We start from the raw sequence: 16,115 nt of genomic DNA on the forward strand, positions 1-16,115 counted from the left end.
AGAAATTTGGAGATTAATATCAATTTAATGATGATATTAAGCATACTTATCTAAATAATTTGTAATAATTAGTTAACTGTTATCTATGTAACTTAATAAACTAACATAGAATAAATTCTGAATGCCGTGTGAATGATTTAGTGGAGAGTCATGATGCGAGTGCTGGTATTGGGTTCTGGTGTAGTAGGTGTAACAAGCGCTTATTATTTGGCAAAAAAGGGATTTGATGTCACTGTGATAGATCGGCAACCAGCGGTAGGTTTAGAAACCAGTTATGCCAATGCTGGACAAATATCACCGGGTTACTCTGCACCTTGGGCGGCGCCAGGCGTACCAATGAAGGCGCTTAAGTGGATATTTCAGCGTCATTCACCACTTGCATTAAAACCAGATTGGTCATTATGGCAGCTTCAATGGACGCTTAAGTTATTGCAAAACTGCAATGCTAAAAGTTACGACCTTAACAAGGAGCGCATGATACGTTTAGCTGAATATAGCCGAGATTGCTTAGGTGAACTTCGTGTGAATGCTGGCATTGCATATGAGGCGCGTACCCAAGGGACTTTGCAGGTATTTCGCACGCAAAAACAATTAGATGCCGAAGCAAAAGACATCGCTGTACTAAAACGCATGGGCGTGCCGTTTGAACATTTAGACCCAGCAGCTTGCGTCAAAGTTGAGCCGGGGTTGGCCTCGGTAAAAGATAATTTATTAGGTGGATTACGTCTGATACACGATGAAACTGGAGATTGCCAGATGTTTACTATTAATTTGGCGAAAGAAGCGCAAAAACTAGGGGTAAAATTTAGGCAAGATGTCACTATTAATCGCTTGCTAACTGCTCAGGGAAAGCTGACTGGTGTGGAAATTAGCACTCAAAGTGGCAGTGAAATATTAGATGCAGATCAATATGTAGTTGCGCTAGGCAGTTATTCGCGGCAATTAATGCAAGGTTTGGGCTTAGATATTCCAGTTTACCCGGTAAAAGGATATTCACTTACCGTGCCCATCATTAATAGTGATGCCGCACCTATTTCTACCGTGATGGATGAAACTTACAAAGTTGCTATTACCCGCTTTGATAATCGCATTCGCGTGGGTGGCATGGCAGAGTTAGCTGGGTTTGATTTAAGCTTAAATCCACGCCGACGTGAAACCTTAGAGATGGTGTTAAATGGGTTATTTCCTAATGCTGGTGATACTTCGCAAGCGCTGTTTTGGACAGGGTTACGTCCAATGACGCCAGATGGCACACCTATCATAGGCAAAGCATCTGCTTTACATAGCAATGTTTGGCTCAACACTGGTCACGGCACGCTGGGTTGGACAATGGCGTGTGGTTCTGGGCAAGTGCTCGCAGATTTAATTGCCAATCTTCAACCAACTATTCTTACAGATGATTTGTCGCTTGGTCGATATGCTGGAAGTCGCTACAATAAATACGCACAAATAAGCCTTGCAATGAATAATATTTAGGTTTAAATAATCTCTAGGTTTAAATAATTTAAAGTTCAATAGTGGTGCTTAATAGCAATCGATAATCCCAAATAAATTAACTTAACTCAAAGCAAAATTAATAGTCATGTCACGCCCAATAATCGCTCATATTCGTTTAGATGCATTTAGGCATAATTACCGTGTTGCCAAACAATCGCATGGTGGTAAAGCCTTGGCCGTGATTAAAGCCAATGCTTATGGGCATGGTGCTGTGCATTGTGCTAAAGCCATTGAAGGTGAAGCTGATGGCTTTGCTGTTGCCTGTTTAGAAGAGGCCTTGCAACTTCGGGAAGCAGGTCTACCTGAGCCGATTCTGTTACTAGAAGGCTTTTTTGAGGCGATAGAACTGCCAGAAATAGTCGCGAATGATTTGTGGATTGTAGTGCATGCTCAATGGCAAATAGAAATTTTGTTAGCGGCTAAACTCGCCAAACCTTTGCATGTGTGGCTGAAAATGGATAGCGGCATGCATCGAGTTGGTTTATCGCCAAGTGAATATGGTCAAGCTTATGAGCGTTTAAAAAACCATAAAAACGTGGCAAATATAGTAATGATGACGCATTTTGCCAATGCGGATAATCTTAGTTCGAACCATACCTTGCAGCAAATCGAGATTTTTCACAACGCTACTCACGGATTGGGCTCAGAAACTAGCTTGGAGAACTCAGCCGCAATTTTAGGTTGGAAGAAGGCTATATGCATAGGTGATACAAAAAACCAGTGGACGCGACCCGGCATCATGTTATACGGCGCAGATCCATTAATGAATACGGACACCAAGCTGAAACCTGTGATGCAGCTTAATTCGCAAATCATCTCGATTCGGACTATTAAGCAGGGTGAGCCTATAGGCTACGGCAGCATATTCACCGCCGAACGTGACACAGTGGTGGGCGTGGTTGCATGCGGTTATGCTGATGGTTATCCACGATCAGCTGTGACTGGAACGCCTATGGCAGTTGAAGGTAAAATGACACGCTTAATCGGTCGCGTTTCTATGGATATGCTATTTGTCGATTTAACTGACATTCCTAATGCAAGTATTGGTAGTTCTGTAGAGTTATGGGGTAATAACGTGTCTGCCAATGCAGTAGCTATAAGCGCTGGCACCATTGCTTATGAGCTGTTTTGCAATGTAAAACGCGCACATTTTCAATATTTTGATGCGGCTAATATATAAGCGCGTTATCTCTAGCATAACTTCCTACACTTCATATCACGCTATATTATAATCTCGCTACATTAACTTTTTCAAAAAAGGACTTCATATGCACGTTATCCAAACACCAAACGCACCAGCCGCAATCGGCCCATATTCACAAGCTATGGTAGTAGGCGACTTATTATTTACGTCAGGGCAAATTCCATTACGTGCGGATGGTACTTTGCATGAAGGCGATATTACGGTGCAAACCACGCAAGTCTTGGCTAATTTAAAAGCTGTGATTGAAGCGGCTGGATCAAGTTTAGATAAAGTAGTTAAAACGACTGTATTTTTAAAGAATCTTGATGATTTTGTCGCCATGAATAAAGTGTATGCCGAAGCTTTTGGCACCCACACTCCAGCACGCTCAACAGTGCAAGTAGCTAAATTGCCGCGTGATGTATTAGTAGAAATTGAAGCGATTGTTTCTTTGGCTTGAGTAAGACTTAATGGAAAAGAACCGTCTAGAAGCTTTTAGCGATGGCGTGCTTGCCATTGTCATTACGATTATGGTGCTGGAGATGAAAGTGCCGCATGGTAATGATTTTGCGTCAATCAAACCATTGGTTCCTGTATTTCTAAGCTATGTGTTGAGCTTTATATACGTGGGCATTTACTGGATCAATCACCACCATATGTTGCAGACAGTGGAGAAGGTGAACGGAAGCATATTGTGGGCTAATTTACACTTATTGTTTTGGCTATCACTATTCCCGTTTGTGTCTGGCTGGGTGGGGGAGAATCACTTCACCGCCATTCCATCTGCACTTTATGGGCTTGTATTGTTAATGGCCGCGTTTGCTTATGCAATATTGCAACACACTATTATTGTTAGCCAAGGTGAAAATTCCTTATTAGCCAAAGTAGTTGGGCGAGATATCAAAGGTAAGTTAACTTCCTTTCTATATGTTGTGGGTATCGTAGCTGCATTCTTCTGGCCTATAATCTCTGGTTTGATTTATGCAGTAGTGGCTTGTATCTGGCTGGTACCAGATAAACGCATAGAACGCTTAAAAAGTAGAAGTTTTTAAGTTCAGCCTATATGCCTCACTAGAAACTGCATTATTAGAACTTAACCGAGTATAAATGGGTTAAGAGCTCGTTAAATACTCGTACTAATTTTGCAGTTTTTGCTTCAGTGATGGCAGGTCAGGCTTAACAGGCTGGCACGGTTGTTAATCAAGAATGATAATTTATAGCAACAGCCTGAATATTTACCCTGACGGTATACCAGCTTTCGCTGGTATGACGAATTATTTAATTAGTAAACTGCTCATTAATGATTTGTTTTAAGCTAATCCCAGCTTAAAGCACCGCCAGTTTGATACTCGGTCACGCGGGTTTCAAAGAAGTTTTTCTCTTTCTTTAAATCCATCATTTCACTCATCCATGGGAATGGATTTGTCGCCCCAGGATAAAGAATGTCTAAGCCAATCTGCGTGCAACGACGATTGGCAATAAAACGTAAATATTCTTTAAACATCGTGGCATTTAGCCCTAGTACGCCGCGCGGCATAGTCGATTCTGCGTAACGATATTCTAGTTCTACACCTTGCTGCATCAAGCTTTTGATTTCTTCGCGGAATTCAGCTGTCCATAAATGCGGGTTCTCAAGTTTTATCGTGTTAATTACATCTATGCCAAAATTACAGTGCATTGATTCATCACGTAAAATGTATTGGTATTGCTCAGCGGCCCCTTGCATTTTATTTTGACGACCGAGTGCAAGAATCTGCACAAAGCCTACATAGAAAAATAAGCCTTCCATAATGCAAGCAAACACAATTAATGAGCGAAGCAGCTTTTGATCCGCCTCGGGCGTACCAGTTTTAAATGTAGGGTCAGTTAAAATGTTGATGAACGGAATTAAAAAATCATCTTTATCTTTGATACTCGCCACTTCTTGGTAGGCGTTAAAAACCTCTGACTCGTCTAAACCCAAACTTTCTACGATATATTGATAAGCATGCGTGTGAATTGCCTCCTCAAAACCTTGACGTAGCAAGTATTGGCGACATTCAGGCGCGGTAATATGGCGGTAAGTACCGAGCACGATATTGTTCGCTGCGAGTGAGTCAGCGGTAGTAAAAAAGCCTAAATTACGTTTAACGATTAAGCGCTCGTCATCCGTGAGAGCGGTGCTATCTTTCCATTGTGCAATGTCTCGGCTCATACTCACCTCTTGCGGCATCCAATGGTTAGCACAGCCCGCTAAATACTTGTCCCATGCCCAATGGTATTTAAACGGCACGAGTTGGTTAACGTCAGTTTGGCCGTTAATCATGCGTTTATCAGAGGCGTTAACACGGCCGCTGAATGCGGGTTGATTGGCGGCGACTGGTGCGGCTAATTGTGAAGTTAAAGCATTATTTTTCACTACTTTTAATGCTGGCGTTGTTATTGGTGTTTCTTCGAGTACCACATCATCTTCAAATGAAAGCATGATTTTTCCTTAATTTTTGTTGGTTGTTTTTGTAGGAGCGACTTGTAGTCGCGAAAGCAATTGACTCCTCGCTCAGAATTGCTATTCGGGGCTACAAGCCCCTCCTACAAAAAAATTATTGGCAAGATTCACATTCTGGATTGTCTATCGAACACAACTTCGGGGCTTCTTCTACGCCCGCCGAAACTGCATTCAACTCGCCACCCGAGCCTGTCGATTTCTCCGCCGCTGTTGCACCTAATGACCGTAAGTAGTAAGTAGTTTTCAAACCGCGTTGCCATGCCAACAAGTAGGTGTCATTCAGTTTTTTGCCAGATGGCACAGCAAAATACAAATTGAGTGATTGCGCTTGGTCAATCCATTTTTGGCGACGCGCTGCGGCTTCAATTAACCAAGTTGGATCAACATCAAACGCAGTTGCGTATAGCTGTTTTAAATCAGCTGGTACGCGGTCTATTTTTTGTAATGAGCCATCAAAGTATTTTAAATCAGACACCATGACGGCATCCCAAAGTCCACGCGCTTTTAGGTCAATCACCAACTGCTCATTCACAATAGTGAATTCGCCAGATAAGTTAGATTTAACGTATAGGTTTTGGTATTCAGGCTCAATGCTCGCAGAAACACCAACAATGTTAGAAATGGTTGCCGTGGGTGCAATGGCCACGCAGTTAGAGTTGCGCATACCAACCTTTTGAATGCGGGTGCGCAAAGCATCCCAATCTAGCGTTTTGCTTCTATCAACTTCTACATTGCCGCCACGTTCATTAAGTAATAAATCTAATGTGTCTAGCGGCAAAATACCTTGATCCCACAAGCTGCCTTTAAAACTTGAATAGGCGCCACGCTCTTCTGCTAACACGGTTGAAGCGTAATAAGCGTTGTAGCACACCATTTCCATTGCATGGTCAGCAAATCCCACAGCTTCCATACTGGCGTAAGGAATCCGCATAGCATGCAAGCAATTTTGAAAGCCCATAATGCCCATGCCTACTGGTCTGTGACGGGTATTGGCATTTCTGGCTTTACCAACTGGGTAAAAATTAATGTCCACCACGTTGTCTAACATGCGCATGCCAATTTTAATAGTGGCTTGTAATTTTTCGGTATCAAGCACTAACTTGCCTTTAACTTCGGTTAAATGTTGCAATAAATTCACAGAACCCAAATTACACACGGCAATTTCAGTTTCTGATGTGTTTAGCGTGATCTCTGTACACAGGTTTGAGCTATGCACCACGCCCACATGTTGCTGTGGTGAACGAATATTGCATGGATCTTTGAATGTAATCCAAGGATGGCCTGTTTCAAATAACATAGAAAGCATCTTGCGCCACATTTGCAGAGCAGGAATTTTCTTAAACAGTTTGATTTCACCATTTTCAGCACGGCGCTCATATTCCACATAAGCGGTTTCAAAGGCTTTGCCGTATTTATCATGTAAATCTGGCACATCAGAAGGTGAGAATAATGTCCAATCACCAGCTTCAGTCACACGGCGCATGAATAAATCGGGAATCCAATGCGCGGTATTCATGTCATGCGTGCGGCGACGGTCATCGCCTGTGTTTTTGCGTAAATCTAAAAACTCTTCAATGTCTAAGTGCCAAGTTTCCAAATATCCACAGACTGCACCTTTGCGTTTGCCGCCTTGATTCACGGCAACAGCCGTATCATTTACGACTTTTAAAAATGGAATTACACCTTGACTCTTGCCGTTTGTACCTTTAATGCGCGCGCCCAAAGAACGCACTGGCGTCCAGTCATTGCCTAAGCCGCCTGCGTATTTTTGCAGCATGGCATTCTCTTTAATGCCTTGATAAATTCCGTCTAAATCATCACTGACGGTCGTTAAGTAGCAAGAAGAAAGCTGAGAGTGAAGGGTGCCAGCGTTAAATAAAGTAGGGGTCGAGCTCATAAAATCGAACTTACTCAAAACATTGTAGAACTCTATTGCACGGCTTTCGCGGTCTATCTCATTAATCGCTAAACCCATCGCTACGCGCATAAAGAAAATTTGCGGTAACTCAATTCGGCGTTCTTCAATATGTAAAAAGTAACGGTCATATAAGGTTTGTATGCCTAAATAACCAAATTGAAAATCACGTTCTTTGATCAAAGCAGCCGCTAGTTTAGTTAAGTCAAATTGGGCTAATCTTGAATCTAGCAATTCTGCAGCTATGCCTAATTTGATATAACGAGGAAAATACTCCGCGTAATGAGCATCCATTTCAGCATGGCTCACACGTTCGCCGAGCACTTCAGCTCGTACTAAATCTAATTGCAAACGGGCGGTCACGTAATTGTAGGCCGGCTCAGTTTCAATCAGGCTACGAGCAGACAGAATCAGCGCTTTATAGACTTCTGTAAATGGAATGCCGTTGTACAAATCGCGAACTGCTTGCTCTACCACTAGGCTTGGTTGAACGCTTTCTAAGTTTAAGCAAGCCTCACTCACCATTTCATTGAGTTGATTAATATCCAGAGGAATCAGTTTTCCATCCATATTCACACTAAGCAAATGCATAGGCTCTGTAGATGTATGGGTCGCTTTTTCTGCAGCGCGTTCAGCATTGCGTTTTTCACGGTAAAGAACATAGGCACGTGCCACATCGTGGTTGCCACTGCGCATGAGTGCTAATTCAACTTGGTCTTGAATATCTTCAATATGGATCGAACCGCCAGTAGGCAAGCGACGCATTAAAGCATGGTTAACTAATTGACTTAATGTGGCGACTTGATCGCGCACACGTTGCGAGGCGCCGCTTTGGTTACCTTCAACCGCTAAAAATGCTTTGGTGATTGCGATAGTAATTTTATCGAGTGTAAATTGAACTGCAGCGCCGTTGCGACGAATGACTTGCATTGTGGGTAAAGATAAATCTGAGTTAACAGAAGGTCTGACATCATCCATTTGGATATTCCCTTTTTCAAAAAGGGCAGGTAGCTTTAAAATTGGCGCGACTAGCTGACATGGAGTCTGCGCAAATATTAAAAACAGCATGGCGAATAGTGAATGCACCAATAGTGAATGCACTAGTCATCTGCCGAGGACACCCCGCCTCAAACGTTATAAAAATATTTTTGCGCATTCCAACCATGATTAAATTTAATCATCGCAAAATACACAAAAACGCACACGGCAGGTCTCCTGGCTTTCAGGTCATCATGATTTGTTGGCCTTCCCAAATTGACAATCCAATTCAGTGGCAAGTGCTTTTAACTAAGCGTAACAAATTACTCGCTGATTACAGTTGCGGGGGCAGCTAGGGCATAAGTGTTTGAAAATATGACTCAAACATCGCACCGTATTCCCTTTTATCTTAGGTTTTGACTAAAACTTAAGAACCGTGTGATAAGACTATAACGCAATATAGCGGAAAGTTACAATATAAAATCACTATATGTTGATTAAATTTTAGAAGGTTATTTAATGCGATTGAATAAATAATGGAATTTTAGCTTAACTAAAATGCGCACTAGCAATATTGCGTAAAAGCAATTGTTTAATAGCAAGCTTTCATCCAGTGTGGGCTTGTTGGGGTATGAGTTCGAGATAAACTGGTTTATCTGTTTGTAGACAAGTACACCATTATTGAAATTTTTAACGAACTATCTTCTAATGACACTTATTGACTTCATCTTAGAGTTTTTTGCTTCACGAAACTAAAGGTTATTGTTGATACTTACAGACCCGATTGCGTCCATCGCCCTTGGCTTTATAAAGCGCTTGGTCGGCTCGATTCAACAGCATATCCACAGTGTCATTTTTTTCCTCAAGTGTCACCACGCCAAATGAAGCCGTGAAATGCAGTGACAATCCGTTGTCTAGTTGCACTGCTGTAGAAGAAAGCGCAATTCGCAAGCGTTCAGCAGTTTCCATGGCGGTTTCTATCGATGTTTCTGGCAGTAAAATAGCAAATTCTTCGCCACCAATTCGTCCGATAATATCAATGGCGCGTAGCGAGGCAAGGCAGATTTCCGCCAATTTTTTTAAGACTACGTCGCCTGCCTCGTGGCCGTAGTTATCGTTAACCTGTTTAAAATGATCTATGTCCAGCATCAAAATAGACAATTTTTTACTATAACGCAGGGCGCGTGCCAATTCATTTTCTGCTTTTTCAAAAAAGTAGCGGCGGTTGGCCAGGCCCGTCAAATAGTCTGTATATGCACGGCGTTCCAACTCTTCCAGCGCATAGCGGTTTTCAATAGCAATAGCAGAAAGATTTGCAGCGTAGCCTATGCGTTCAATATCCCAAGGTTTTGGAATTTTTGGCTCGGTATGATAAATAGCAAATGTTCCCAGCACTTTGTCGCGAGAAGAAATAATAGGTTCCGACCAACATGCACGCAATCCAGCCTTTTGCGCTAAATGAGCGTACGGCTTCCAAAGCTCATTTGTCTGAATATCTTCAGCAATTACGCGCTGACCAAGATAGGCTGCTGTACCACAGCAACCCACATTTGGGCCGATTTCTACTCCCTCGAGGGCATTGTTGTAGGATTCTGGCAGACTGGGCGCGGCGCCAGTATGAAGGCACTTTCCTTCAAAATCTAATAGCATAATGCTACAAAGGGCGGTTTTATCCTCCCGCTCAATCTCTTGAACGATAGCAATAAGAATGTCATTTAATTTAGCTCCTCTGGCCACCATTCCCAGCATTGCATCATGCGCCTGCTCGCGTTGCTCGCTTTTCCAATGTTCAGTAATGTCGGTAAAATTGACCAGTCGGCGCTGCGCGACCCGTGATGCTCTAATGATAACACGTCGGACACTACCATCTTTGCAGACAATATCGGCTTCCAAGCCACTTTGGTGTGAACGCGCTACATCCCTTAACCATGGACGGATAACACTCTCTCGATAGTTCTCGTCTGGGTAGGCTAGACGGTACCATGTTTCTAAATTAGGCAAGTCACTGAGTTCATACCCAAACAATTGGGTGAATTGAAGGTTGATGTATTCTATCCGCCCATCGTCATCAGACCAGCCGATTGCAATTGGAGAAAAATTTAGAATATCCTCAAGCTGGATTCGTTTTTCGGTGTTAACACTAATCTCATGCTCCAGCGTAGCTTGCCTGAGCCTAGCGAGTCCGCTTGCAGCGAGCGTTTGAGCCATTCCCACCATGACGGTCATGAGAGCTTCAGCGTGAGACTTATCAATGATCGGAACAGACTCAATTGATTTCATATATTCTATTTCGTCAAACCCGAACTTCTCTGCCTGATTTCTAAAGAACTCCAAATCAGGTGCTGTGTGCAGAACCTGTCCCAAAAACAAGGTGGCTAGTTGCTGGCCTTCTACTACCACTGGCGTGGCATAATCCATCAATCCGTTGTGGCATAGGCTGTTAGCAACGTGGCCGTCACGCAAGTCATGCATGATAGCTAAATTGCTTTCGCGACAACGCTGGGCAGTTTCTGGGTGGGCGCGATGATAGCGCGTACAGGCATTTTCCCAGCCAGCCTGACTAAGCAACTCGCCATTTACATCCACCAGCCCATTGGAAATGCCAGTTGCCTTAGCGAAGCTTTCCAGCATGCTTGCAAATGCTGAAAGATCAACTAAGTCAGCGAAGCGATATTGGGTTTTATCGGTAACGTTGCGAGCCATAGGTGTTTATGTTTCATAATGGTTGTAGTCTACATTTTAGCATATTGACTACTTGTTAAGTAACACAACGGGCGCTTAAGCATGGCCTGATGCATTGATTTTAAAGATAAAACTGCTAGAAAGCTTTCAATCGGGCAATGATTTATATTCAAGATATTTAGATGATATTTTTAGTCGATGTAATTGGTTTGCTGTAGGTATAAAAAACATCATGGTACACCCGGCCTAATGACTCATATAGTGATTGAGCTGACTTATGTAGATTTCGCTTGTTGCTAACTTAAGAACCTAGTCGCGAACTTACTCCAATTTAGCCTATCTGTCATAGTTAATAAGGTTTTACCCAGATTTACACGGATTTACTATTCAGCCTATTCTATTTTTTCTGCATGTCGTCATAATAGATTCAACGTTTTTAACGAGTTTTAAAGCTAAACTATGAATGTTTTAACCCTATGAATGTACTATTAGGTGATCTCAAAAATCCTTACCAAAAAAGTCACTCAGGCAATCATCAAGTTAAAAGTAATTATCAAAATAATTACAGTTTAAACTTAATAAGTTTAATCAGCTTGCTACTGACACTCAATGGCTGTGCGCTGATTAACCCCAGCCATCCTGAATCCGAAAAAATTGAGGTGTCAGCGAAGTGGTCAGTGGATGAAGCGGTGGCGATTTCAAGTTCAAGCTCGCTCAATCATTGGTGGCAGCGGTTTAATGATCCGCTTTTGGTGAACCTTGTACAGCAGTCTTTGCAAAGTAATACCAACATCAATAGCGCAAAGTCAGCACTGCAAGAGGCGCGAGCCTTGCGCGATGTTGCCGCGGCTACCTTGTTGCCAACGCTTGATACTTCAGCATCGGCTGGACGAAATAAATCGGGTCAAAAAAGTGCAGTGAATAACTTTTCAGCACGTTTGGATGCAAGCTGGGAGTTGGATATTTTCGGCGCTAATCGAAGCGGACTCAACGCAATTGAAGCCACTGCTCAGGCAAGTGAGGCTAATTTAGGTGATGTTCAGGTGTCAATTGCAGCTGAAGTCGCGCTGGCTTATATTTCTCTACGCAATGCACAGGCTCGCTTGGTGATTGCTAATAGCAACTTAACTAGCCAGCTAGAAACCTTGCAAATTACCGGGTGGCGTACTCAAGCAGGGCTAGTTTCCGCTTTAGATGCTGAACAAGCGAGGGTTTCAGCCGAGCAAACACGCGCTATTATTCCTCCATTACAGACCTCCATTGCACAGATGAGCCATGCGCTTGCGGTACTCACTGGTCAGCCACCAGCCGCTTTGTTGCAGCAATTGTCAGTAGCCAACCCAGTGCCCCAAGCAGCGAATGACTTGGCTTTGAATTTTCCTGCTGAAACTTTGCGTCAACGTGCCGATGTGCGTGCTGCCGAGTATCGGGTGACGGCTGATTTAGCCAAGTTGGCGCAAGCGGATGCGGCGCGATTGCCCAATTTTTCTTTGAGTGGCTCGCTTGGTTTAAGTGCGCTTACTTTGGGCTCTTTAACTAGCGGTTCTTCTGTGGTGAGTTCATTACTGGCGAACGTGGCTATGCCATTATTCGATGGAGGCTCTAGGCGGGCTAAAGTGCGCGCTCAAGAAGCGGTATTGGCGCAAACACATTTAACTTATAAAGCTACTGTGCTCACTGCGCTGCAAGAAGTTGAGGATGCTTTGGTTGCCTTGCGTGGGGATATTCAGCGTGTATCTCGTCTGAACTTAGCCTCTGAAGCAGCTAGCAATGCCGCGATTATGGCGCGTCAACGCTACGATAGTGGGCTAGTTGATTTTCAAACGGTGCTTGAAACGCAACGTTCATTATTAAGTACGCAAGACAGCGTAGCTAGTGCAAATGCCGCTGTAAGCTCAGACCATGTGCGCCTGTATAAGGCGTTAGGCGGTGGCTGGCAGGCAAGCGAAGCTGAAAAAACAACATCAATTACTGAAAAATCGAAATGAATTTCCCTTTATGAACACCAATAAAGCTTCAACTGAAACTATGACCTCTAAAGACGCAGCCATTGATATTGCGACCTTACTAGATGAGCCCGCAAAAGCTGCTTGGTATCGCCGCTCGACTTTGTGGGGTGGATTGGTGTTGCTTATTATCATTGTTGCGGCTTACTTATACTGGCAGGCGGAACGTGCGAAAGAAGCATTACCTAAATATACAACGCAAGAAGTGACGCGTGGTGATTTGACTCTAACCGTGACGGCCAACGGCACCATTCAGCCGACACGTTCTATCAATATTGGTAGTGAACTTTCAGGTACTGTACGCAAGGTGAATGTTGATGTGAATGATGTGATTAAAAAGGGTCAGGTGTTGGTGGAGCTTGATACTTCAAAATTAAGTGATCAGGTGTTGCGTTCAAAAGCATCTTTGGCTGCCGCGATTGCTAAGGTTGCACAGACCGAAGCGACCATCAAAGAAACTTCCGCTTCTTTGCAAAGACTCGAAGAAGTGTCGCGTTTATCAGGTGGAAAAGTGCCATCTAAATCTGAGCTTGATACGGGTCGCGCTACCTATGACAGAGCCGTAGCGGATGACCTGAGTGCGAAGGCGGGTGTTAATGATGCACGTGCTGCGCTATCAACAGACCAAATTAACTTAAGTAGAGCCTCAATAGTTGCGCCCTCAGATGGTGTGGTGCTCACGCGGGCAGTTGACCCAGGCAATGCTGTGGCTGCTTCGCTGCAAGCGGTGACTTTGTTTACGATGGCGGAAGACTTAACAAAGTTACGTCTTTGGGTGTATGTAGATGAAGCGGATGTTGGCTCGGTTAAGTTAGGCCAAGATGCTACTTTTACCGTGAGTGCTTATCCAACACGCAAGTTTCCAGCAAATATTACACGCGTAGGTTTTGGCTCAACCATTACTGATAATGTCGTGACTTACCTGACTTATTTAGATGTTGATAATTCAGACCTTAGTCTACGCCCAGGTATGACCGCGACTGCCGCGATTAAAGCCCAGCAGGTGAGTGATGCGGTGTTAGTGCCTAACACCGCGCTACGATTCACGCCCGCATCTGCCGATTCTGATAAATCGCCAGTAGCTAAAAAGGGACTCGCCACGAGCTTAATGCCAAGTATGCCGCGCAATAAAAGTAACCGTAAATCTGGTGCTGAAAGAGCAAATATAGCCTTAGCTAAACAAGTGTGGGTATTGCCTAAAGATGGCACAGCGGCAATCGCCGTCGCAGTGAAACCTGGTATAAGCGACGGTCACATGACACAAATAATCGGTGGTGAGTTGAAAGTAGGCATGCAAGTAATAACCGATCAGAAAGTCGTAGCACCGTGAGTGAGCCACTAATCAATCAGCCCCAGCAGTTGCCATTTATACAGTTAATTGATGTTAAGAAAACCTACGGCTCAGGCGCAACTGAATTCCTTGCCTTAAAAGGCATTGACTTAAGTATTTATGCAGGTGAGTTCGTCGCTATTATGGGTCCAAGTGGTTCAGGAAAATCTACCGCCATGAATATTCTAGGCTGCCTAGATAGCCCTAAACATGGACAATACCTATTTAAAGGTGCGCATGTAGAAGACTTAACTCGCGACCAGCGTGCAAGACTGCGCAGACGCTACCTTGGTTTTGTTTTTCAAGGTTTTAATTTACTCGCACGTACCACCGCGCAGGAAAATGTAGAACTGCCTTTACTCTATCGCGGTGATGATGCTAAAAAGCGGCAGATAGCCGCTAGCAAGGCCTTAGCGGCAGTAGGACTGACTGGTTGGGAGCATCACACACCAGCAGAACTTTCAGGTGGTCAGCAACAACGTGTCGCAATTGCCCGCGCCATTGTGACTGAGCCAGCGGTGTTACTTGCTGATGAACCTACTGGGAATTTAGACACGCAGCGCAGCCATGAAATTATGGCGCTTTTAGTGGCACTTAATAGAGACCAAGGCATAACCGTGTTAATGGTGACACACGAGTTGGATATGGCGGCATATGCACATCGAATAGTGACTTTTGTCGATGGCAAAATTGCAAAAGATGAGCTGAATGAACATCCCACCATGCCTACAACCATGTCTACAGATACGACTGAGGTTATTTAATGTTATTCAGTGTTTTTATGTTGGCGTTGCGGTCGGTTAGGCGCAATCTGCTTAGGTCGTTTTTGACCATACTCGGCATTGTGATTGGTGTTGCTGCGGTGATTACTATGGTGACATTAGGTAACGGCGCCACCCAAGCAATCAAGAAGCAAATTTCTAGCCTCGGCACTAATTTGTTAATGGTTAATCCTGGTCAACGTCAACCTGGCGGTGGAGGGGGTGGTGGCGGCGTACCGCAATTCACCGAGGCAGATGCTGTTGCCATACAGTCAGAAATTGGAGGCGTAGCTGCAGTTGCGCCCCAAGGTCGCACTAGTGTAACGGTGATCGCCAATGGGCGAAATTGGTCTAGCACTGTTTACGGCAGTACTAACGCATGGTTTCTGACTGGAAACTGGAAGTTGGCGAGCGGCCGTGTTTTTGACCCAGACGAACAAACCGCTGGTGCAGCCGTTTGCGTCATTGGTGAAACGGTACGCCGAGAACTTTATGCGGGCACAATAGGGCAGACTGGCCTTGGCGAACAATTACGTATCAAGCAGTTTTCATGCACTGTTGTAGGGATTCTGAATGCTAAAGGTCAAGGCGGTATGGGCGATCAAGATGATGTAGTGCTGGTGCCACTTCATACCCTTCAACGCCGTGTGACGGGTAGTTTAAAAGTGAGTACGCTGCTAGTTTCAATGCAAGATGGCCGAGATAGCGGCCCATTAAAAGCTAGCCTGCGCGATTTGCTGCGTGAGCGTCGTAAACTTGCCGAGAATGATGACGATAATTTTAATATTTTCGATACGCAACAACTCGCCGAAACACTCTCTAGCACGACCAAGGTAATGACCACGCTGCTCGGTGCGGTTGCCGCGGTAAGCTTGCTGGTAGGCGGCATTGGTATTATGAATATCATGCTAGTGAGCGTTACAGAACGCACACGAGAGATTGGGCTGCGCCTTGCGATTGGCGCGTTAGAGAGAGAAGTCTTGTTGCAGTTCTTGATTGAGGCCGTTGTGCTGTCAGCGCTTGGTGGGCTGATAGGCATCATCATTGCATCCATTGCCTCTTACGGACTTTCTATTTTGATGAATGTGCCGTTTATTTTTGATGTCACCACTAACGTAATGTCCTTTCTATTTTCTGCAGGTATTGGCGTGTTGTTTGGTTACTTTCCAGCTAGACGCGCTGCGCAAATGGATCCGATTGAAGCGTTAAGGCATGAGTAGCATTTGTTTCAAAGGGTCTGAACGGCTTTTCGCGTAGACACTTTTTTCGCGTAGACGC

At 44.2% G+C, this 16,115-nt stretch carries 11 protein-coding genes and 1 riboswitch; of the genes, 8 read left to right on the top strand and 3 right to left on the bottom strand.

Annotated features, from left to right (window positions below):
- Nucleotides 1-153: 153 nt before the first annotated feature.
- The 4 genes from PSV17_RS03715 (at nt 154) to PSV17_RS03730 (ending at nt 3,732) form a co-directional block, all read left to right on the top strand.
- A complete protein-coding gene (locus tag PSV17_RS03715) occupies nt 154-1,476 on the top strand; it encodes a D-amino acid dehydrogenase (RefSeq protein WP_300479977.1) in 1,323 nt (440 codons plus the stop codon).
- A 106-nt stretch (nt 1,477-1,582) separates the two neighbouring features.
- Nucleotides 1,583-2,677 (top strand): alanine racemase, encoded by a 1,095-nt coding sequence (gene alr / locus PSV17_RS03720; protein WP_300479816.1) that lies wholly within the window; start codon nt 1,583-1,585, stop codon nt 2,675-2,677.
- 88 nt (nt 2,678-2,765) lie between these two features.
- On the top strand, nt 2,766-3,140 hold the full coding sequence (locus tag PSV17_RS03725; RefSeq protein ID WP_300479817.1) for a RidA family protein: 375 nt from the start codon (nt 2,766-2,768) through the stop codon (nt 3,138-3,140).
- A gap of 10 nt (nt 3,141-3,150) precedes the next feature.
- Nucleotides 3,151-3,732: a TMEM175 family protein gene (locus PSV17_RS03730; RefSeq protein WP_300479819.1), complete on the top strand. Its 582-nt coding sequence runs from the start codon at nt 3,151-3,153 to the stop codon at nt 3,730-3,732.
- 263 nt (nt 3,733-3,995) lie between these two features.
- Here PSV17_RS03730 and PSV17_RS03735 read toward each other — a convergent pair whose 3' ends face one another.
- From PSV17_RS03735 to PSV17_RS03745, 3 genes are all read right to left on the bottom strand, one after another.
- Nucleotides 3,996-5,144, bottom strand: coding sequence for a ribonucleotide-diphosphate reductase subunit beta (locus PSV17_RS03735; RefSeq protein WP_300479821.1), 1,149 nt, complete (start codon nt 5,142-5,144; stop codon nt 3,996-3,998).
- Nucleotides 5,145-5,259: 115 nt separating this feature from the next.
- A complete protein-coding gene (locus PSV17_RS03740; protein WP_300479979.1) occupies nt 5,260-8,058 on the bottom strand; it encodes a ribonucleoside-diphosphate reductase subunit alpha in 2,799 nt (932 codons plus the stop codon).
- A gap of 209 nt (nt 8,059-8,267) precedes the next feature.
- Nucleotides 8,268-8,512, bottom strand: a riboswitch (cobalamin riboswitch).
- A gap of 305 nt (nt 8,513-8,817) precedes the next feature.
- Complete coding sequence (locus PSV17_RS03745; RefSeq protein ID WP_300479823.1) at nt 8,818-10,761, bottom strand: diguanylate cyclase; 1,944 nt, start codon at nt 10,759-10,761, stop codon at nt 8,818-8,820.
- Between the two features lie 455 nt (nt 10,762-11,216).
- Here PSV17_RS03745 and PSV17_RS03750 point away from each other — a divergent pair, with 455 nt between their 5' ends.
- From PSV17_RS03750 to PSV17_RS03765, 4 genes are read left to right on the top strand one after another with little or no spacing between them, the layout of a single operon-like run.
- Nucleotides 11,217-12,728, top strand: a complete 1,512-nt coding sequence (locus tag PSV17_RS03750; protein WP_300479825.1) for an efflux transporter outer membrane subunit — start codon at nt 11,217-11,219, stop codon at nt 12,726-12,728.
- A gap of 10 nt (nt 12,729-12,738) precedes the next feature.
- Nucleotides 12,739-14,076, top strand: coding sequence for an efflux RND transporter periplasmic adaptor subunit (locus PSV17_RS03755; protein WP_300479827.1), 1,338 nt, complete (start codon nt 12,739-12,741; stop codon nt 14,074-14,076).
- Complete coding sequence (locus PSV17_RS03760; protein ID WP_300479829.1) at nt 14,073-14,840, top strand: ABC transporter ATP-binding protein; 768 nt, start codon at nt 14,073-14,075, stop codon at nt 14,838-14,840. The genes PSV17_RS03755 and PSV17_RS03760 overlap by 4 nt, the downstream gene beginning before the upstream one ends.
- Entirely contained in the window at nt 14,840-16,057 is a 1,218-nt protein-coding gene (locus PSV17_RS03765; RefSeq protein WP_300479831.1) for an ABC transporter permease, read from the top strand. Before PSV17_RS03760 ends, PSV17_RS03765 begins: the two co-directional genes overlap by 1 nt.
- Nucleotides 16,058-16,115 lie beyond the last annotated feature (58 nt).

This window comes from Methylotenera sp. (genome assembly GCF_029946165.1).
Taxonomy (GTDB): domain Bacteria; phylum Pseudomonadota; class Gammaproteobacteria; order Burkholderiales; family Methylophilaceae; genus Methylotenera.